The organism is Castellaniella ginsengisoli (genome assembly GCF_040955415.1).
Lineage (GTDB): Bacteria > Pseudomonadota > Gammaproteobacteria > Burkholderiales > Burkholderiaceae_B > Castellaniella > Castellaniella ginsengisoli.
Map to the genome: position 1 here is coordinate 888139 of NZ_CP158257.1, position 18736 is coordinate 906874.

At 69.2% G+C, this 18736-nt stretch carries 17 protein-coding genes and 1 riboswitch; of the genes, 7 read left to right on the plus strand and 10 right to left on the minus strand.

From position 1 onward, the window contains the following. Position 1: 1 nt before the first annotated feature. The 4 genes from ahcY to ABRZ00_RS04170 form a co-directional block, all read right to left on the minus strand. Positions 2–1408 (minus strand): adenosylhomocysteinase, encoded by a 1407-nt coding sequence (gene ahcY, locus ABRZ00_RS04155; RefSeq protein WP_343837839.1) that lies wholly within the window; start codon positions 1406–1408, stop codon positions 2–4. A gap of 62 nt (positions 1409–1470) precedes the next feature. Next, positions 1471–1568, minus strand: a riboswitch (S-adenosyl-L-homocysteine riboswitch). 32 nt (positions 1569–1600) lie between these two features. Next, positions 1601–3055: an efflux transporter outer membrane subunit gene (locus ABRZ00_RS04160; protein ID WP_368647848.1), complete on the minus strand. Its 1455-nt coding sequence runs from the start codon at positions 3053–3055 to the stop codon at positions 1601–1603. Beyond that, positions 3052–6180, minus strand: coding sequence for an efflux RND transporter permease subunit (locus tag ABRZ00_RS04165; RefSeq protein WP_368641015.1), 3129 nt, complete (start codon positions 6178–6180; stop codon positions 3052–3054). Before ABRZ00_RS04165 ends, ABRZ00_RS04160 begins: the two co-directional genes overlap by 4 nt. Further along, complete coding sequence (locus ABRZ00_RS04170; RefSeq protein WP_368641014.1) at positions 6177–7310, minus strand: efflux RND transporter periplasmic adaptor subunit; 1134 nt, start codon at positions 7308–7310, stop codon at positions 6177–6179. Before ABRZ00_RS04170 ends, ABRZ00_RS04165 begins: the two co-directional genes overlap by 4 nt. 192 nt (positions 7311–7502) lie before the next feature. On the opposite strand from ABRZ00_RS04170, the gene ABRZ00_RS04175 reads away from it, so the two are divergent. Then, positions 7503–8135 (plus strand): TetR family transcriptional regulator, encoded by a 633-nt coding sequence (locus ABRZ00_RS04175; protein ID WP_343837831.1) that lies wholly within the window; start codon positions 7503–7505, stop codon positions 8133–8135. 73 nt (positions 8136–8208) lie between these two features. Here ABRZ00_RS04175 and metK read toward each other — a convergent pair whose 3' ends face one another. Continuing rightward, on the minus strand, positions 8209–9372 hold the full coding sequence (gene metK / locus ABRZ00_RS04180) for a methionine adenosyltransferase (protein ID WP_343837829.1): 1164 nt from the start codon (positions 9370–9372) through the stop codon (positions 8209–8211). 288 nt (positions 9373–9660) lie between these two features. Here metK and ABRZ00_RS04185 point away from each other — a divergent pair, with 288 nt between their 5' ends. From ABRZ00_RS04185 to ABRZ00_RS04205, 5 genes are all read left to right on the plus strand, one after another. After that, entirely contained in the window at positions 9661–10533 is an 873-nt protein-coding gene (locus tag ABRZ00_RS04185) for a lysophospholipid acyltransferase family protein (protein WP_368641013.1), read from the plus strand. 49 nt (positions 10534–10582) lie between these two features. Then, positions 10583–11473, plus strand: coding sequence for a lysophospholipid acyltransferase family protein (locus ABRZ00_RS04190; RefSeq protein WP_368641012.1), 891 nt, complete (start codon positions 10583–10585; stop codon positions 11471–11473). A gap of 66 nt (positions 11474–11539) precedes the next feature. After that, positions 11540–12436 (plus strand): diaminopimelate epimerase, encoded by an 897-nt coding sequence (gene dapF / locus ABRZ00_RS04195; RefSeq protein WP_368641011.1) that lies wholly within the window; start codon positions 11540–11542, stop codon positions 12434–12436. Next, the gene (locus tag ABRZ00_RS04200) at positions 12433–13113 is read left to right on the plus strand and encodes a DUF484 family protein (protein ID WP_368641010.1); all 681 of its coding nucleotides are present in this window, start codon (positions 12433–12435) and stop codon (positions 13111–13113) included. The genes dapF and ABRZ00_RS04200 overlap by 4 nt, the downstream gene beginning before the upstream one ends. 22 nt (positions 13114–13135) lie before the next feature. Then, positions 13136–14158, plus strand: a complete 1023-nt coding sequence (locus ABRZ00_RS04205) for a tyrosine-type recombinase/integrase (protein WP_368641009.1) — start codon at positions 13136–13138, stop codon at positions 14156–14158. A 30-nt stretch (positions 14159–14188) separates the two neighbouring features. Here ABRZ00_RS04205 and ABRZ00_RS04210 read toward each other — a convergent pair whose 3' ends face one another. The 3 genes from ABRZ00_RS04210 to ABRZ00_RS04220 are packed head-to-tail and all read right to left on the minus strand — an operon-like array spanning position 14189 to position 15965. Further along, positions 14189–15091 carry a metal ABC transporter permease gene (locus ABRZ00_RS04210; protein ID WP_368641008.1) on the minus strand — a complete coding sequence of 301 codons (903 nt, stop codon included), beginning with the start codon at positions 15089–15091 and terminating at the stop codon, positions 14189–14191. Beyond that, positions 15091–15831, minus strand: a complete 741-nt coding sequence (locus ABRZ00_RS04215; RefSeq protein WP_343837815.1) for an ABC transporter ATP-binding protein — start codon at positions 15829–15831, stop codon at positions 15091–15093. Before ABRZ00_RS04215 ends, ABRZ00_RS04210 begins: the two co-directional genes overlap by 1 nt. Continuing rightward, positions 15822–15965: a hypothetical protein gene (locus ABRZ00_RS04220; protein ID WP_368641007.1), complete on the minus strand. Its 144-nt coding sequence runs from the start codon at positions 15963–15965 to the stop codon at positions 15822–15824. Before ABRZ00_RS04220 ends, ABRZ00_RS04215 begins: the two co-directional genes overlap by 10 nt. A gap of 59 nt (positions 15966–16024) precedes the next feature. On the opposite strand from ABRZ00_RS04220, the gene ABRZ00_RS04225 reads away from it, so the two are divergent. After that, on the plus strand, positions 16025–16492 hold the full coding sequence (locus tag ABRZ00_RS04225; protein WP_343837810.1) for a Fur family transcriptional regulator: 468 nt from the start codon (positions 16025–16027) through the stop codon (positions 16490–16492). 21 nt (positions 16493–16513) lie between these two features. On the opposite strand, the gene ABRZ00_RS04230 is transcribed toward ABRZ00_RS04225, so the two are convergent. Then, entirely contained in the window at positions 16514–18010 is a 1497-nt protein-coding gene (locus tag ABRZ00_RS04230; protein WP_368641006.1) for a sensor histidine kinase, read from the minus strand. Next, positions 18004–18720, minus strand: coding sequence for a response regulator transcription factor (locus ABRZ00_RS04235; protein WP_368641005.1), 717 nt, complete (start codon positions 18718–18720; stop codon positions 18004–18006). The genes ABRZ00_RS04230 and ABRZ00_RS04235 overlap by 7 nt, the downstream gene beginning before the upstream one ends. Between the last annotated feature and the right edge of the window lie 16 nt (positions 18721–18736).

Here is an 18736-nt window from a genome sequence, read left to right on the forward strand (position 1 = left end):
ATCAATAGCGGTAGTGATCCGGCTTGAACGGACCTTCGACCGGCACGCCGATGTAATCGGCCTGCTTTTGCGTCAGCGTCGACAGGCGCACCCCAAGCTTCTTCAGGTGCAGGCGGGCGACCTTTTCGTCCAGGTGCTTGGGCAACACATAGACCTGGCCGGTCTTGTACTGATCGCCGCGCGTGAACAGCTCGATCTGGGCGATGGTCTGGTTGGTGAAGGAAGCCGACATCACGAAGGACGGGTGCCCCGTCGCGCAGCCCAGGTTGACCAGGCGGCCCTTGGCCAGCAGGATGACGCGCTTGCCATCGGGGAAGATGATGTGATCGACCTGGGGCTTGATTTCTTCCCATTGCAGGTCTTCCACCGAAGCGACGTTGATTTCGCTGTCGAAGTGGCCGATGTTGCAGACGATGGCCTGGTCTTTCATGCGGTACAGGTGATCGCGGTCGATCACGTGGTAGTTGCCTGTAGCGGTCACGAAGATATCCGCCTGCTCGACCACGTCCGCCTCATCCAGATCCACCACCCGGTAGCCTTCCATCGAGGCCTGCAGCGCGCAGATGGGATCGACTTCCGTGACCCAGACCTGGGCGCGCAAGGCGGCCAGCGCCTGGGCGCAGCCCTTGCCCACGTCGCCGAATCCGCAGACGATGGCGATCTTGCCCGCCACCATCACATCGGTGGCGCGCTTGATGCCGTCCACCAGGGATTCGCGGCAACCGTACAGGTTGTCGAACTTGGACTTGGTGACCGAATCGTTGACGTTGATGGCGGGGACCTTGAGCTCGCCGCGCTGGGACATCTGGTACAGGCGGTGCACGCCGGTGGTGGTTTCCTCGGTCACGCCCTTGATTTGCGCCAGGCGGGTGGAATACCACTTCGGATCGCGGGCCAGTTGCGCCTTGATGGCGGCGAACAGCACCCGCTCTTCCTCGTTTCCGGGCTGCGCGATCACCGACGCGTCGGTCTCGGCCCTGGCGCCCAGGTGCAGCAGCAGCGTGGCATCGCCGCCGTCGTCCAGAATCATGTTGGCCTGCTCGCCCGGCCAGTCGAAGATGCGGTGCGTGTACGCCCAATAGTCTTCCAGCGATTCGCCCTTGACGGCGAACACCGGCGTGCCGCCGGCGGCAATGGCGGCGGCGGCGTGATCCTGGGTGGAGAAGATGTTGCAGGAGGCCCAGCGGACTTCGGCGCCCAGGGCTTTCAAGGTCTCGATCAGCACCGCCGTCTGGATCGTCATGTGCAGGCTGCCTGCGATGCGCGCGCCTTTCAGGGGCTGCGAGGCGGCGAATTCCTCACGCGTGGCCATCAGGCCGGGCATTTCGGTTTCGGCGATGGCCAGTTCGCGGCGGCCCCAATCCGCGAGGGCGATATCGGCGATGACGTAGTCGTGTGCAGTGCTCATGATGATCCTGTAGAGCCTGCGCGCGGCGATGACGGCTGAAACCCATCCCCGCCCGCGCAGGGCAACGATGGGCGCCGTTCATGAAGAAGGTTCCTGAGCCTGGCGATCCGCATGCGCACCCGGGACGGGTGGCGGGACCGGTGCAGCGCCCCTCAGGAAAAGGGGGTCATTATACCGTGAGCCGGCGCCGGCCTACGCGCCATCCGGCGCCGGCGCGCCCAGGGCGTGAAACAGGCGCGCGGCATCCAGCAGCCGCTGCGCGCGCACATCCAGAGCGTCCAGCGCCGTCAGGTCGGCCTGGCGCCCGGCCGCCCGGGCCGCCGCCGGCGGCACCGCGCCCAGAGCGGCGCGCCGGGCGGCATCGGCAGCCGCCGCCCGGGCCGCGCGGGCGGCGGCCTCTCCGGCGGCTTGCGCCGCGCCGCCCTGCTCCAGCGAGGCCAAAGCGTCGGCCACTTCACGGAAAGCGGCCAGCACCGTGCTCCGGTAATCATCCTGCGCCGCCGCATGGGCCTGCAAGCTGGCGCGGTGCCGGGCCTGCAGCGCGCCGCCGTGGAACAGCGGCGCCGTCAGGCCGCCCGCCAGGCTCCACAAGGCGCCCGCGGGCGACAGCGCCGACGACCAGTCGTAGCCCCCGCGCCCCATGGCCGCCGTCAGGGTCAGGCCCGGCAAGCGGTCCGCGCTGGCCGCTCCCGCATCGTGGGCGGCCGCGCGCAGGGCGGCCGCGGCCGCCTGGATGTCGGGCCGCGCCGCCAGCAGCGCGGCCGGCACCAGGACGGGAATCTGCGCGGGCAGGGCCAAGCGCTCGAACGCGATCGCCTCGGGCGCCTGATCGGGCGTGCGGCCCAGCAGCACGGCCAGCGCATGCCGGATCGACAACGCCTGGGCCTGCAGACCGGGAATCTGCGCCGCCATGGCTTCGGCCTGGCGGCGCGCGTCCAGGACGGCGGCGCGCGCCGCGGCGCCCAAGGCCTGCCGGCGGGCGGCCTCGGCCTCGTCGCGCCGCAATCCGGCCGCCACGGAAGCCAGGATATCCAGGCGGGCCTGCAGCGCGGAGAGGGTCAACGCGCCAGACACGACGTTCGCCGCCAGCGCTTCCCGGGCGGCGCGCCATTGGGCCGATTGCTGCTCCACCCGGTCGGCCAGGGCGCGGTTGCGCTCGCGGATCGAACCGAACAGGTCGAAGGCATAGCGGACCTGGGCCTGGCCGACGAAGGTATCGTAAATCGAGGTCCGGGGCAGCTCGGGCAAAGGCGGCGGCAGCGTCAACGGCAGGCCCAGCGCGCGCTGGCGCGCCGCCTGGGCGCCCAGGTCGATCGAAGGCAGCGTGGTCGCGCCGGTCTGCGCCCGCAGCACTTCACGGGCCGCTTCCAGGCGCTGCCGTGCGGCGGCCAGATCGGGATTGGCCGCCCAGGCTTCCGCCACCAGCGCATCCAGTTCGGGGGCGCCGAACCGGGCCCACCATGCCGCCGCCGGCGCATGCACCCTCACCAGTTCCGGGCCCGCCGCCGATGCGCCGCCGTCCGGCGGCGGGCCGGCGGCGTACCGTGCCGGTTCGGGCATGACCGGTGCCTGGCCGGAAGGCCCCGGCGCGCAGCCCGCCAGGCCCAGCCCCAGAACAGCCGCCCCGGCGATCCGCCACCCGTTCATCGCATTCCCTCCGGCATGGGATCCACCTGCGCGACCGGCGGTTCATCCTCGTCCCGGACGCGGAACATCAGCGCATACAAGGGAGGCAGCACGAAAACCGTCAAAACGGTGGCGCTGGTGATGCCCCCCATCAGGGCGGTCGCCATCGGCCCGAAAAAATCACTGCGCAGCAACGGGATCAATGCCAGCACGGCCGCCGCCGCCGTCAACACGATGGGGCGGAAACGCCGCACGGTCGCATCCACGATGGCGTCGATACGGCGGTGCCCGGCGGCGATGTCCTGCTCGATCTGGTCCACCAGGATGACCGAGTTGCGCATGATGATGCCGAACATGGCGATCACGCCCAGCAGGGCGACGAACCCGAAAGGCTTGCCAAAGAGCAGCAGCGCCAGGACCACGCCGATCAAGCCCAGCGGGGCGGTCAGGACGACCAGCACCACCCGCGAAAAGCGCTGCAACTGGATCATCAGCAGCGTCAGCACCGTCACGATCAGGATCGGCACCTCGGCGCCGATCGAGGCCTGCGCCTTGGCGCTGTTTTCCACCGCGCCCCCCACCTCGATGCGGTAGCCCACCGGCAGGCCGGCGCGGATGTCCGCAAGCCGCGCATCCACGGCCCGGGTCAGGTCGATCCCTTCCACGCCCGGCGCCACCTCGGCCCTCACCGTGATCGTGGGCTGCCGGTCGCGCTCCCAGATGATGGCGTGCTCCAGCCCGTCCCGCATCCCGCCCAGCGCCTCCAGGGGCACGGGGCCCCGGGGCGAAGGCAGGGACAACTGCGCCAGCGCTTCGGGGCCGCCGCGCTCGGATTCGGGAGCGCGCAGGTCGATGCGGATCAGGCGGTCGCCTTCCCGGTACTGGGACACGGGCCGGCCCGACAAAGTCATGGCGAGGAAATCCGCAATATCGCGTGAACTGATGCCCAGCCGCTGCGCGGCCTGCTGATCGATCTCGAAACGCGACGCGCGGGCCGAGGGCTCGTCCCAGTCGAACTGCGTGTTGCGGGCGCGGGGATCGGCGCGCAGCACCGCAGCCACGGCTTCCGCCGCCTGGCGCACGCGCGGCACGTCGTCGCCGCTGACGCGGAACTGGACCGGATAGCCGACTGGAGGCCCCGATTCCAGACGCGACACCCGCCCCCGCACGGCCGGGAAAGCCGCCGCCAGCGTCGACTCCAGCCAGCGCTTGAGCGCTTCCCGGTCTTCGATGGATCTGGCCGTCACGACATACTGGGTGAAATTCGGCGAGGGCAACTGCTGGTCCAGCGGCAGGTAGAAGCGCGGCGCGCCGGTGCCGACGAAGCCGGCCACGCGCGCCACCTCCGGGCGGTCCTTCAACAAGGCCTCCAGGCGCTTCGCCTGCGCCAGCGTCGCCTCGAACGAGGCGCTTTCGCGCAGGCGCAAATCCACCAGCAGTTCCGGGCGGGCGGAATCGGGAAAGAACTGCTGCGGCACCAGCCGGAAACCTGCCAGTGCGACGACGAACAGCGCCAGCGTCGCCGCGACGACGAGGGCGCGGCGGCGCACGCAGGCATGCAGCCAGCGCCGCAAGCGGCGGTAAAAGGGCGAATCATAAAGATCCCGTACCGGACCGCCCGCCGGCGCGGGATGCGCGTGCGGACGCAGCAGGGCGTGGCCCAGCAACGGAATCAGGATCACGGCCGCCAGCCAGGACACCAGCAACGAGATCGCCGATACCTGGAAGATCGAGCGCGTGTATTCCCCTGTATTGGAACGCGCCAGGGCGATCGGCAGGAAGCCCGCGACCGTCACCAGCGTACCCGTCAGCATGGGAAAGGCCGTACTGGTGTAGGCAAAAGCGGCCGCGCTGAGCCGGTCCCAGCCTTGTTCGAGCTTCACGGCCATCATCTCGACGGCGATGATGGCATCGTCCACCAGCAGGCCCAGCGACAGGATCAGGGTCCCCAGGGACACCTTGTGCAGGCCGATCCCCATCCATCCCATGAGCAGCGCCGTCAGCGCCAGCACCACCGGGATCGAGATCACGACCACCAGGCCGGTGCGCAGCCCCAGCGACACCAGACTGACCAGCAGCACGATGGCCACGGCTTCGCCCACGGCGCGCAGGAACTCATCGACCGAGGCCGTCACGGCATCGGGCATGCTGGCGACTTCCTCCAGCGCAAGGCCCGTCGGCAGCCGCGCTTGCAGGCCATCCACCGCCTTCCGCAGCGCCCGCCCCAGATCCACCACATCGTGACCTTCGGCGGCGGTCACGCCGATGCCCAGCACCGGCTGGCCGCCGTGACGCATCTGCGTGGACGGCGGCTGCGCCGCGCCGCGCCGGATCTCGGCGATGTCTCCCAGGCGCACCAGCCTGTCGCCAATGGGGATCAGCGTATCGGCCAGGTCGTCCAGACTGTGGAATTGCCCCGTGGGGCGCACGTACAGCCGGTCGGACGCGGTCGAGGCCACCCCGGGGTCGGCCACGGCGTTGCGCGCGGCGATCGCCTGCCCGATCCGCGCAGGCGTCAGCCCGGACCGGGCCATCACGGCATTGGGGATACGGACTTCGATGCGCTCTTCCTGGTCGCCGAAATAATCGACCTTGGCCACCCCCGGCACCCGCAAAAGCACCGTGCGCAGGATGTCGGCCTGCTCGCGCAGTTGCGCCGGCGTATAGCCATCGCCCGCCAGCGCATAGATGTTGGTGTAGACGTCGCCGAACTCATCGTTGAAGAAAGGCCCGGCCACCCCGGCCGGTAGCTCGGCAGCCATATCGCCGACCTTCTTGCGCACCTGGTACCACTCCTCGGGCACCTGGTCGGCCGCGGCGGCCTCGCTCATGAAGTAGAAGAGGGTCGACTGCCCCGGCCGCGAATAGCTGGTGGTGTAGTCGCGGTGCGGCATTTCCTGGAGCTTGCGTTCGATCCGGTCGGTGACCTGCGCGCGCACCTGCTCCGCCGTGGCGCCGGGCCACAGGGTCTGGATCACCATGACGCGGAAGGTGAAAGGCGGATCTTCGGACTGCGCCAGGCGCAGGCCCGCAATCGCCCCGGCCACCACCATGACGGCGATCAGGTAGATCACCAGGGAGCGATGCAGGATCGCCCAGCGCGAGAGATTGAACCCCCCGGCCCCGGATCCCGGCGGCCCGCTCACTGGCCGTCCCCGCCCGGCGCGGCGGCGCGCGGCTGGTAGGGCACGGCCTCGACCCGCTGGCCTTCGGACACGGTGTGGGCGCCCTGGGCGAGCACGATTTGCCCGGGCGCGACGCCGGCCGACAGCGTCACGGTCTCAGTGCCGTAGGCGGCGACCTCGACCGTCCGCAAGGCCAGCGCACCCTGGTCATCCAGCACCCAGACCGCCGGCCGATCACCCTGATGGAACAACGCCGTGGCGGGCAAGGTGTAGCGGGCGCCGGCGGCTGCGGAAGCAAGGAAGCGGACCGTGGCCGTCATGCCGAGACGCAACGCCGGGTCGGGGGCGTCGAGGCGCAGCTTCACGCGGAAACCGAGGCTCGCCGGATCGGCGGCGCGGGCGATTTCCCGCACGCGGGCGGTCAGACGCACGCCCGGGCGCGCCACCGGCTCGACCTCGGCCGCCTGGCCCAGTTCGACCCCCGCCACCCGCCGCTCGGGCAAATCGACGACCACCTCCAGGCCGTCACCCCAGGCCAGGGTATAGACGGGCTGGCCGGCCGCCACATTCTGGCCCGCCGCCGCCTGCTCGGCGACGATCACGCCATCATGCCCGGCCGTCAGCCGCGTGTATACCATCTGGTCGCGCGCGTGCGCCAGAGCCTGGCTGGCCTGCTCGAACTCGGCGCGCGCCTGGGCCCATTGCCCGCGCGTCTGCTCGGCCTGGGCCTGGGCGATCAATCCCTCGCTGCCCTGCGCCCGATCCCGCCGCCATTGCCGTTCCGCCACGTCCCGCGCCACGCGCGCGGCCTCGTACCGGGCCTGGGCCGAGGCCAGGTTCTGGCGCCAGGGCGCCGGATCCAGCTCCGCCAGCACCTGCCCGGCGCGCACAGCCTCGCCCAACCCCGCATGGCGGCGCAGGACCAGGCCGGCCTGGCGAAACGACAACGGCGTGGATTCAGGCGCGGCAATCACGCCGGGCGAGGTCCAGGCGACGGCGTGCGCATCGGGCTGGATTTCCACCGTCGGCGCCGGGCGCGGCGGCGGCTCGGCCGGATCGCGGGCGCCGCAGGCGGCCAGCACGACGCAGGCAGCCATCAGGGCGGCCTGCCGGGCCGAACGATACGACGGGCGGACAAGAGTGTCTTTCATGGGCGTCCCAGCGAGCGACAGACGAAAGGCCAGGCACCGCCCCCGAGGTCGATGGCCTGTGCGTCGTCGAGGAGTTTATTTCAATACATAAATGGATTCAAATACATTTATGTATCGTCGTATCGTTGTGGATGGCTCATCTCCGGGTGGCGCATGGGCGCGCCGCCCGGTTTGTTCCTACAATTCGACATCATGAAGACAAAACTTCGCCTGACCCGCGAACAGAGCCGGGAGCAGACCCGGCAGCGATTGCTGGACGCCACGCACGCCCTGTTCGCCACCCAAGGCTTCGCCGCCACCAGCGTCGAGCAGATCGCCCTGCAGGCCGGCTATACCCGGGGCGCTTTTTATTCCAATTTCCAGGATAAGGCGGATATTTTCCTCGCGCTGCTGCGGCGCGAGCATGGGCGCATCATGGGGGAATTCCAGGCCTTGCTGGACGAGCCGGCGCCCGAGGCAGAGGGCCCGCCGCCGCGGGACTTGCTGGAAGCCCGGCTGCTGGCGCACTACGCCCGGATGCACCAGGATTCCCAATTGCTGGCGCTGATGCTAGAAGCCCGGCTGCATGCCGCGCGGGATGCCGATTTCGCCCCCCATTTCCGCCGTTTCCGGGAAGATCTGCTGGATGCGGTGGGGCGCTACGCCCAGGCCTTCTCCCGACGCGCGGGGCTGACGCTCTCCATGAGCCCGGAAGACCTCGCGTTCGGCTTCGTGGCCTTGTGCGACGGCTGTGCCCTTCACCGGCTGGCCGGCAGCCGGCCGGGCGACGAGGATACCGGACGGATCCTGCGCGCCTTCATGAAGCGCATGGTGTTCGAGCCCTGAGGGCCCGGCCGGCGACGAAGCCCCGCGCTGCGCCGCCCATGGCCCGCTTGCCGCCCCCGGAAGGGGGCGTTTTTCAGGCGGCGGCCTTCAGAACCTGGACCTTGTCGGTCGCTTCCCAACTGAATTCCGGCTCGCTGCGGCCGAAATGGCCGTAGGCGGCGGACTTGGAATAGATGGGGCGCAGCAGGTCGAGCATGTTGATGATGCCCTTGGGGCGCAGGTCGAAATGCTCACGGACCAGACGCGCGATCTGTTCGTCGGGGATCACGCCCGTGCCTTCGGTATAGACCGTGATGTTGATCGGCTCGGCCACGCCGATCGCGTAGCTGACCTGCACCTGGCATTGGCGCGCCAGGCCGGCCGCCACGATGTTCTTGGCCACGTAACGGGCGGCGTAGGCGGCGGAGCGGTCCACCTTCGAAGGATCCTTGCCGGAGAACGCGCCGCCACCGTGCGGGCAGGCGCCGCCGTAGGTGTCGACGATGATCTTGCGGCCCGTCAGGCCGCAATCGCCCTGCGGGCCGCCGATGACGAACTTGCCCGTGGGATTGATCAAGAACTTGGTCTTGTCCGTGAGCAGGCCGTCGGCGAAGACCGGGCGGATGATGTGCTCGATGGCGGCGTCGCGGATGTCGGCCTGCGAGATATCCGGGTGGTGCTGGGTGGACAGCACCACGGTATCGACCTCGGCCGGCTTGCCGTCGAGATAGCGGAAGGTGACCTGGGACTTGGCATCCGGGCGCAGCCAGGGCAGGCGGCCGTCCTTGCGCAGTTCCGCCTGGCGCTGCACGATGCGGTGCGAATACCAGATCGGCGCGGGCATCAGGTCGGGGGTTTCGTCGCAGGCATAGCCGAACATCAGGCCCTGGTCGCCGGCCCCCTGGTTCAGGATTTCCTCGGGCGTGCGGTCCACGCCCTGGGCGATGTCGGGGGATTGCTTGTCGTAGGCGACCAGCACCGCGCAACCCTTGTAGTCGATGCCGTAGTCGGTGTTGTCGTAGCCGATGCGGCGGATCGTGTCGCGGGCGACCTGGATGTAATCCACATTGGCGCGCGAGGTGATCTCGCCGGCCAGCACGACCAGGCCGGTATTGCAAAGGGTTTCGGCGGCGACCCGGGAATGCGGGTCTTGCTCGAGCAAGGCATCGAGAATCGCGTCGGAAATCTGATCGGCGACCTTGTCGGGATGGCCTTCGGAGACGGATTCCGAGGTAAAGAGAAAATCGTTGTTTGCCACAGCGATACGTCCTGTAAGAACGCCGGTTGCGCCGGCGAGAGGTTGAACGAAACGCGTTGCACCTCTGGATGTATCGGGGCGCGACGCTTTAGCGGAAAAGGACCCGGCACAACGGCGCCGCCGGGGGATCGCTCCGCAAGTTGTCGGTTAACTCAGCGATCCCTTTCATTTTAAGCGAAAATGGCGATTGTCAGAAAGAAAGCTTATTCCCCGGTGTGGTGTTTGCCCGCTGCGCGCATCCGCGCGGTCCGCGGGATGTGCCGGACCAGACCGTTTCCCAGATTTCGCATGCTGCTGTTTCTCGTTCGCCTGCTGGCCGCGCTGCCCCTGTCCTGGCTACAGTCCACCGGCCGGCTGCTCGGCGCCATCGTCTACCGGTTCCCGGGCCGCTACCGCCGCCGTCTGCAGGCCAACGCCCGCCAGGCCGGCTACGCCGACCCCGCCTTCGCCCGCCGCGCCGCCGCCGAATCCGGCGCCATGATCCTAGAGATCCCCAAGGTCTGGTGGCGCACACCGCATTGCCTGGCCCTGACGCACAGCGATCAAGAGGCCGTGGTCCGCGAGGCGCTGGCCGAAGGCCGGGGCGTGCTGTACCTGACGCCGCACCTGGGCTGCTTCGAGATCACCGCCCGGCACCTGACCCAGCACGGGCCGCTGACGGTGATGTTCCGCCCCTCGCGCAGCGCGTTGCTGGACCCCATCGTCGAATCCGCGCGCGACATGCGCAACCTGCGCGCCGTGCCGGCCAACCGCCATGGCGTACGCGAGTTCGTGCGGGCGCTGAAGCGCGGCGAGGCCGTCGGCATGCTGCCCGACCAGGTGCCGCGCGAAGGCGACGGCGTCTGGCTGCCGTTCTTCGGCCGTCCCGCCCTGACCATGACTCTGGCCGCGCGCCTGGCGCTGCAGACGGGCGTGGCCGTGATCCTGACCGCCGGCGAACGCCTGCCGGGCGGACGCGGCTGGCGCATCCATTACCTGCGCCTGCCCGAACCTCTGCCCGCTGCGCCGGAAGCCCTGGCCGCCGCCATCAACCAGGCCATGGAAACCCTGATCCGGCGCTTTCCCGAACAATATCTGTGGAGCTACAACCGCTACAAAGAACCGGACGACGCCCCGCCCCTGCCCGACGAATCCGCGCCGGCATCCCGGGGGCGGGCCTGAGCACGCGGGCAGCGCCCGCCCCACGCCGCCGTCTTTCTTCACTCCGACCATGGCCTTTGATAAAAAACCTCTGCTGCGCGCCGTCCTGGGTCATTTCGGCCGCTGTTCCACCGCGGCGAGACTGCGCTGGGGCCGCCTTCTGGGGTGGCTGACGCCGCATCTGCTGCGCTCCCGCGCCCACGTCGTGCGCGTCAACCTGGAATGCTGCTTCCCCGATCTGCCGCCGGCCGACCGGAACGCCCTGGCGCGCCGCCATTTCCAACTGCTGGCCCAATCCTTCATCGACCGGGGACTGTGCTGGTTCGGCGCGCCCGCACGCATCCTGGACACGGTGGAACTGCACGGCGAGCACCACCTGCAGGCGCTGCTGGACCAGGGCCGGCGCATCCTGATGTTCGCGCCGCACTTCATCGCCCTGGACGCCGCCGCCACGCGCCTGACCTTGTACCTGAAAGAATCGGCCACGATGTACACGCGCCAGAGCGATGCCGATGTGGACGAGATCGTGCGCCAGGGGCGCGGCCGCTTCAACCGGGTGCACCTGGTCAGCCGCCACGACGGCGTGCGAGGCTTGATCCGCCACCTGCGCAAGGGCGTCCCCGTGTACTACCTGCCGGACATGGATTTCGGCCGCCAGGGCAGCGCTTTCATCCCCTTTTTCGGCGTGCCCGCCGCCACCCTGCTGTCGGCCGCCCAGATCGCCGCCGCCTGGGACGCCGCCGTGGTCCCGGTCATCAGCCGCCTGGACCTCGACACGGGCCGCTACCGGGTGGATATCGGTCCGCCCGTCGAAGAGTTCCCAGGCCGGCACAGCCCCGAGGCCGCCACCGCCCGCCTGAACGCCCTGATCGAGGCCGAGGTCCGGCGCGATCCGGCCCAGTATTATTGGGTGCATCGGCGCTTCAAGACGCGGCCCGAGGGTGAGGCGGGGCTTTATTGAGCAAACACGCTCGTTGCGCACTTCACCACGGCACACAGACAGGCGCTCCTGCCTGGAGGCCCGCTTTTGCAGGATAATGCGGCGATGATCTGGAACTTCACCAAAATGCATGGCGCCGGCAACGACTTCGTCGTCCTGGACGGCGTGCGCCAGTCCATCGACCTGACGCCCGCGCAAGCGCGCGCCCTGGCGGATCGCCATCGCGGCATTGGCGCCGATCAGATCCTGCTCGTCGAAGAGCCCCTGCACCCGGATGCCGATTTTCGTTACCGGATCTTCAATGCCGATGGCGGCGAAGTCGAGCATTGCGGCAACGGCGCGCGCTGCTTCGTGCGCTTCGTGCACGAGCAGGGCCTGTCGCGGCGCAATCCGCTTCGCGCCGAGATCGCCACCGGCCTGCTCGTCCTGCACGAATCCGGCGACGGCCAGGTCAGCGTGGACATGGGCCGCACCGCCTTCACACCCCGGGATCTGGCCTTCGACCCGGCCGGCCTGGAAACCCGCGCCCACGGCAAGGACACGCTGTACCGGCTGGACTTCCCGCAGGAGCCGGGCGAGGTCTGGTGTTCGCTGGTGGCGATTTCCAACCCGCACGCCGTGACCCTGGTCGATGAGGTGGATACGCATCCGGTCGCACGCCTGGGGCCCGCCATCGAATCCCACCCCCGTTTCGCCCAGCGCGTCAACGCCGGCTTCATGCAGGTGATCGACCGCCACCACATCCGGTTGCGGGTCTACGAGCGCGGCGCGGGCGAAACCCTCGCCTGCGGCACCGGCGCCTGCGCCGCCGCCGTCGCCGGCATCCGGCGCGGCCTGCTGGACAGCCCCGTGCGGGTGGACACGCGCGGCGGCGTCCTGCACATCGAATGGGACGGCCAGGCGCTGTGCATGCGTGGCCCGGCGACCACGGTTTTCCATGGCAAGATCGACATCGACGCTCTCACGGACGGAACGCCCACATGACACAAGATGCCTTCACCGCCCAGGACGTGGCGGACTACCTCAGCCGCAACCCCGATTTCTTCGAGGCGCACGCCGACGTTTTTTCTTCGCTGCATGTGCCCCATCCCCACCAGGCCCGCGCGATCTCGCTGGGCGAGCGGCAGATCCTGACCCTGCGCGCCCGCGTCAAGGAACACGAGCACCGGCTGATGCAACTGCTGCACAACGCCGGGGGCAACGAGCGCATCAACCAGTCGCTCATGCAATGGTGCGCCCGCATGCTGGCCGAGCCCGAGGCCGGCCGCATTCCGGCCCACATCATCCGCAGCCTGTCCGACCAGTTCGACCTCAGCGCCATTGCCCTGCGGGTCTGGGATCTGCCCGCGCTGGAAGACAGCGAATTCGCGCAGGACATCGATGCCGGGATCCGCGCCTATGCCGAAAGTCTGGCGCAGCCCTACTGCGGCCCGAACAAGGACCAGGAACCCTCCCGCTGGCTGGCCTCGGAGCCCGCTTCGCTGGCGATCCTGCCTCTGCGCACATTGAATGGCGCCGCCCCGGTCGGGCTGCTGGTCTTGGGCTCGGACGACGCCGGGCGCTTCACCCCCGACATGGGCACGGCCTTTCTCTCGCTGATTGCCTCGTTGGCGGGCGCGGCGCTGGGGCGGCTGGCCCGCCCGGCGCCCGAGGCCGCCTGAGCGGGCCGGACGGCGGACCGCCATGAACGCGCACTCCGGCCGGCGCCCTCCGGGCCGGGCGGCTCCCGCCGCGGATGCCGCCGGCCACACGGCGGCAGACGATGTCCTGGCCGAAGCCTGGCTGTCCGAACTGGGCGCCCAGCAGCGCTATTCCAGCCACACTCTCGCCGCCTACCGCCGCGACCTGCAGGCGCTGCAGCGCTGCTTTCCCGACCAGGCCCTGGACACGCTGGGCGAAGCCCAGATCCGCCAAGCCCTGGGCCGGCTGCATGCCTCGGGCCTGCAGCCCCGCAGCCTGGCGCGCGCCCTGGCCGCCTGGCGCGGCTACTACGAATGGCGGGCGCCAGCCGCCGGCCTGACGCGCAATCCGGCCCACGGCGTGCGCGCGCCCCGCATCCCGCACAGCCTGCCCAAGGCCCTGTCCGTGGATCAGGCCCAGGCCCTGCTGGACCGCCGCCAGTTGCCGCCCGCCGAAACCCCGGTCGAACGCCGCGACATGGCCATGTTCGAGATCCTGTACTCCGGCGGCCTGCGGCTGTCCGAGCTGATCGGCCTGGATTGGCAGCCGGTACGCACGCCCGGCCACGCCTCGCATAGCTGGATCCAGGCCGACGAGGGCGAGGCCGTCGTCCGGGGCAAGGGCGGCAAGACCCGCATCGTGCCGCTGGGCCGCCAGGCGCTGGGTGCCCTGCGCGCCTGGCTCGAAGTCCGGGCCGAACTGCTGAACCCACGATCCGACGAGGATGCCCGGGCGGCGCTGTTTCTGGGCGAACGCGGCCAGCGCATCGGCCCGCGCGTCGTGCAATTGCGTCTGCAGGCCCTGGCGCAGCGCGTGGGCCTGCCGCTGCACGTGCATCCGCACAGCCTGCGGCACAGCTTCGCAAGCCACCTGCTGCAATCCGCCCAGGATCTGCGCGCCGTCCAGGAACTGCTGGGGCACGCCAACATCTCCACGACCCAGATCTACACCCGCCTGGATTTCCAGCACCTGGCCGCCAGCTACGATCAGGCCCACCCCAGGGCGCAGCGCAAGTCGAAAGACTGAATGCGGCACGCCGGGCAGGCCCGGGGCCGGCTACGGGTTGTCTTCCAGGGATTGCAGCAGTTGCTGGCGCCGCGCCCGCGCTGCGCGCCAGGCCAGCAGGATGCCGCCGTGCGGCCCGAACCCGACCGAGATGAAATGCAGGACGCCGGCCGCCAGGATGATGGCCGGCGACGCGGGCACATCCGCGTGATAGGACACCAGCAGGCCCGCGTAGGATGCGAAGGCGCCCAGCGCGGCGGCCAGCGCCATCTGGGAACCGACCGGCCGCACCCAGAACCGGGCCGCCGTCGCGGGCAGCATCATGATCCCCACCACCATCAGGGTGCCCAGCACCTGGAAGCCTGCAACCAGGTTCAACACCAGCAGGAGCAGAAAACCGATGTGCGCCCAGGCCCCCGCCTGGCCCTGCGCACGCAGAAAACCCGGATCCAGGCACTCCAGCGCCAGCACTCGAAGCAGGGCCGCCAACGCCAGCAGCGTCACGCTGCTGACCGCCGTGACCAGGATCAGGGCCGCATCGCCAAGCCCCAGCACGGTGCCGAACAGCACGTGGATCAAGTCCATATTGGTGCCCTTCAGGGACACCAGCAACACCCCCAGCCCGAGGGAGACGAGATAGAAAGCCGCGAAGCTGGCGTCTTCGCGCAGCGGCGTCATGCGCGACACCAGCCCGGCCAGCACGGCCACCGCCACGCCTGTCACCAGCCCGCCGAGCGTCATGGCCGTCATCGACAGCCCCGCCGTCAGGAAACCGACCGCCACGCCCGGCAGGATGGCGTGGGCCATGGCATCGCCCATGAGGCTGAGCCTGCGCAGCACCAGAAACACCCCCAGCGGTCCGGCGGCGAAAGCCAGCGCCCAGGCGCCCGCCAGGGCGCGGCGCATGAAACCGAACTCGATGAAAGGCTGCACCAGCCAGTTCCACAGATCCATCAGACCGCCCCCCCGGCGCACAAATGCCGCGCCAGATGCAGATTGGCCGCACACAGCACCTGGCCACTGTCTCCCCAGCCCACGACCTGGCCGGCCAGCAACAGCGCCTGCGGAAAATAGGCGCGCACCATGTCCAGGTCGTGCAGCACGACGATCAGCGTGCGCCCCTCGCCATGCCATTGGTGCAGCAGCGCCAGCAAATCCTCGGTCGTCGCCCGGTCCACGGCGGCGAACGGCTCGTCCAGAAGGATCACCTGCGCATCGCGCAGCATCAGCCGCGCAAACAGCGCCCGTTGCCGCTGGCCGCCGGACAGCGTGTCCACGGACCGCCGGCCCAGGCCCGCCAGGCCCACGGCCTGCAAGGCCGCCTCGACCGCATCCCGGCCTTCGGCGCTCAGCCCGCGCCAGGCGCCCAGCCGGTGCCAGGCGCCCATGGCCACCAAATCGAAGGTGCTGACGGGAAAGTCGAGATCCAGTTCGGCCGACTGCGGCAGGCAGGCCAGGTCGCCCGCGATCTCCGGATCGATCCGGATACGGCCCCGGGCGGGACTCAAGCGGCCCGCCATGGCCTTGATCAGCGTGGATTTTCCGGCCCCATTGGGGCCTACGACCGCCGTCAGCGATCCACGGGAAAACACGCCGCTGGCGTCGCGCACCGCGATCCGGTCGCGCCAGCCCAGCCAGACCCGTTGCAGCTCGATGGCGGGCGGCGCCGCGGCGGGCGCCGGGCTTACCACCATTGCAGCGCCCACCCGGTCAACAGCCACAGGAACAATACGGCCGCTGCGGCGCGGCGCATGCGCCGGCCGGCCGACATCAGCAGGGAAGAACCGCGATAGCGGCCCGCTCTGATGAAGAATGGGAAATGGGACATAATCGTCTGTGGCACACGCGTGATGGCGCATTGAATGCGTTACGTTATAACATAACCCAATGAATATGAAGGCCCATTCCCACTCGCCAGACGAGATCGCCGAGCGCCTGGACACGGCCGAACGGCTCTGCGCCCAGCGCGGGTCGCGGCTGACGCCCTTGCGGCGCTTGGTGCTGGAAACCCTCCTGCATCATTCCGGCAGCCTCAAGGCCTATGAGTTGCTCGATGCTCTGCGGGCCGCGCAGCCCGGCGCCGCGCCCCCCACGGTCTACCGCGCCTTGGATTTCCTGACGGAGCAAGGCCTGATCCACCGGCTCGATGTCATCAACGCCTGGAGCGCCTGCACGGACGCGGGCGGCCAGCCCCACGACGTGCTGGTCGTCTGCACCCGCTGCGGCAGCGTGGCCGAGCTCAGCGACCCCGAATTGGGCCGCCGCCTGGCCGACTGCGTCGCCCAGGCCGGCTATGCCTTGAGCGGCCAGGAAACCGAACTGCGCGCACTCTGCCCTCGCTGCCGGCAGGCCTGAACGAGCCGGACGGCTGCGCGGCTACCGATCCGCCTCGCACCGCAACACGAACTGGAAGACCGCGCCCGCACCGGATTGCGGCAACAGCCGGATCGCGCTTTTGTGCAATTGAAGGATGCGGCTCACGATCATCAGCCCGAACCCGCCCGAACGCGATTCCTGGGCGGCCGCATAGCCCGTGAAGGCCGGGCGTTCAAACAGATGCTGCGCCAAGGCGGGCGCAATGCCCGGCCCGGTATCGCACACGATGACCTCGATGCCATCGCGCCCATGCGGCCTGAGCCGCACGGTGATGTCCCCGCCCTCCGGGGTCGCCCGCACCGCATTGTCGACCAGATTGACCAGCACGCGCTCCATCATGGCGAGATCGGCCCTCACCTGTGGCAAGCCGGGCACGATGTCGGCCACCAGGCGCTGTCCGCGCGCCTCCGCCGCCAATTCGAATTTCTGGAATACGTCCTGCAACAGGTCGGTCAGGAAGAAGGGCTCCATCTGCGGCTTGACCATGCCGTACTCCAACCGCGCAAGTTCGAACATTTCCTGGGCCAGGCGGCCGACCTTGCGGCTTTGCTCCAGGGCGATGTCGAGGTAGCGCTGCTGTTCGCGCGGGCCCAGCGCGCCGGACTTCATCCGCAAAGTCTCCAGGTAGCCATGCAGCGATGTAAGCGGCGTGCGCAAATCGTGCGAGAGGTTGGCAAACAGCTCCCGCCGCAGGTGGTCCTGGTCGCGCAGCGCGCGCCATTGCTCGTCGATGCGTTGCGCCAGATCTTCGAAGCTGCGGCTCAGCAGCCTCAAGTCGCTGCCGCTGTACGCCGCCTGCCTGAGTAGCGGCCGGGCCTGAGGCAGCCAGGACATGCCGTGGGCTTCGAGACCCCGCACGGCCTCGGTCAACGTGCGCAGCGGGCGCGTGATCAGATGGAACGCCGTCAGACCGGCCAGCAGGCCCAGCATGGCCACCAGCCCCATGGACCACAGCATCGCATTGGCCGCCCCGCCGGCATTCACATGCGCGGCCAGCGAGTCATGGCTCGCCCCCTGCAGAACCACATAGACGAAGCCCGCCTCGGGACTCGCCGATTCCAGCGGCGCGGCGCTGAAGACCTTGCGCCCACCGGGATTGCGCGGATCGTCGCCGAAGATCGGCAGCGTGCCGCCGCCCAGCAGCGACTCAATGGGGGCCAGGTCCACCCGCGTACGCTTGACGGCCCCCTCGGGGGCCGAGTAGGCCATGATGCGCCCAGTCGCGTCCAGCAGGTAGACTTCGACGCTGGGGTTCACCGCCATGAGTTTGTCGAACAGGCCGCGCACCGCCGGAGGGTTGAATCCCCCGGCGGCCACCAATTCCGGATAGCCCGCGATCTGCGGGGCCAAGGCAAGCGAAAGGCGCTGAACGACCTCCTGCTCATGGCGTTCTCCGCCCCGCATCTGCAAGGCGACCGACGCGGCGCAGCAGGCCAGCAGCAGCACGACGAACACGGCCGACAGGCGCTGCGAAAGAGACCATTCACGCATCAGCATGGCGCCGGGCCCTCCGCCCATTTATAGCCGCGCCCCCAGACCGTCAGGATCAGGCGGGGCTCGGACGGATTCCCTTCGATCTTCATGCGCAGCCGGTTGATGTGCGTATTCACCGTGTGCTCGTAGCCATCGTGCCGATAGCCCCAGACCTGATTGAGCAAGTCGAGGCGCGAGAACACCCTGCCGGGATGGCGGGCAAAGAAATGCAGCAGATCGAATTCACGCGGCGTCAGTTCCACCGGCTGCCCGTCCAGACGCACTTCCCGCGCGATCGGATCGATGCTGAGCCCGCCCAGCACGAGCACCCCGGCATCCAGCCGGGCATTGCGCGCCAGGGCGTCGCTGCGCCGCAACAACGCACGCACGCGCGCCACGAGTTCCAGCATGGAAAACGGTTTGGCCAGATAGTCGTCGGCCCCCAGCTCCAGCCCCAGGATGCGGTGCACCTCGCTGGACCGCGCACTGGTCACGATGATGGGGATGTAGTAGGCCATGGCCCGCGCCCGACGGCAGATCTCCAGGCCGTCCACGCCCGGCAGCATCAGATCGAGCACCAGGGCATGCCAGCCCCCCTGCCCGAGCGCAGCCATGCCCTGGGTGCCGTCGGCAACGCGCACGGCGTCATAGCCTTCGTCGCTCAGGTGCATGCGCAGAAGTTCGGCGATGTCATCGTCATCCTCGACGATCAGAATCCGTTTGGGCGTGTCCATTCGTCCATTATCCGAC

Coding starts and splice junctions, on each gene's coding strand:
- ABRZ00_RS04215 (WP_343837815.1), bottom strand. CDS start 15,831: ATGGTGGTAAGCCCGGCGCCCGCCGCGGCGCCGCCCGCCATCGAGCTG.
- ABRZ00_RS04205 (WP_368641009.1), top strand. CDS start 13,136: ATGAACGCGCACTCCGGCCGGCGCCCTCCGGGCCGGGCGGCTCCCGCC.
- ABRZ00_RS04160 (WP_368647848.1), bottom strand. CDS start 3,055: ATGAACGGGTGGCGGATCGCCGGGGCGGCTGTTCTGGGGCTGGGCCTG.
- ABRZ00_RS04220 (WP_368641007.1), bottom strand. CDS start 15,965: ATGTCCCATTTCCCATTCTTCATCAGAGCGGGCCGCTATCGCGGTTCT.
- ABRZ00_RS04200 (WP_368641010.1), top strand. CDS start 12,433: ATGACACAAGATGCCTTCACCGCCCAGGACGTGGCGGACTACCTCAGC.
- ABRZ00_RS04170 (WP_368641014.1), bottom strand. CDS start 7,310: ATGAAAGACACTCTTGTCCGCCCGTCGTATCGTTCGGCCCGGCAGGCC.
- ABRZ00_RS04210 (WP_368641008.1), bottom strand. CDS start 15,091: ATGGATCTGTGGAACTGGCTGGTGCAGCCTTTCATCGAGTTCGGTTTC.
- ABRZ00_RS04190 (WP_368641012.1), top strand. CDS start 10,583: ATGGCCTTTGATAAAAAACCTCTGCTGCGCGCCGTCCTGGGTCATTTC.
- ABRZ00_RS04185 (WP_368641013.1), top strand. CDS start 9,661: ATGCTGCTGTTTCTCGTTCGCCTGCTGGCCGCGCTGCCCCTGTCCTGG.
- ABRZ00_RS04235 (WP_368641005.1), bottom strand. CDS start 18,720: ATGGACACGCCCAAACGGATTCTGATCGTCGAGGATGACGATGACATC.
- ahcY (WP_343837839.1), bottom strand. CDS start 1,408: ATGAGCACTGCACACGACTACGTCATCGCCGATATCGCCCTCGCGGAT.
- ABRZ00_RS04175 (WP_343837831.1), top strand. CDS start 7,503: ATGAAGACAAAACTTCGCCTGACCCGCGAACAGAGCCGGGAGCAGACC.
- ABRZ00_RS04230 (WP_368641006.1), bottom strand. CDS start 18,010: ATGCTGATGCGTGAATGGTCTCTTTCGCAGCGCCTGTCGGCCGTGTTC.
- ABRZ00_RS04225 (WP_343837810.1), top strand. CDS start 16,025: ATGAATATGAAGGCCCATTCCCACTCGCCAGACGAGATCGCCGAGCGC.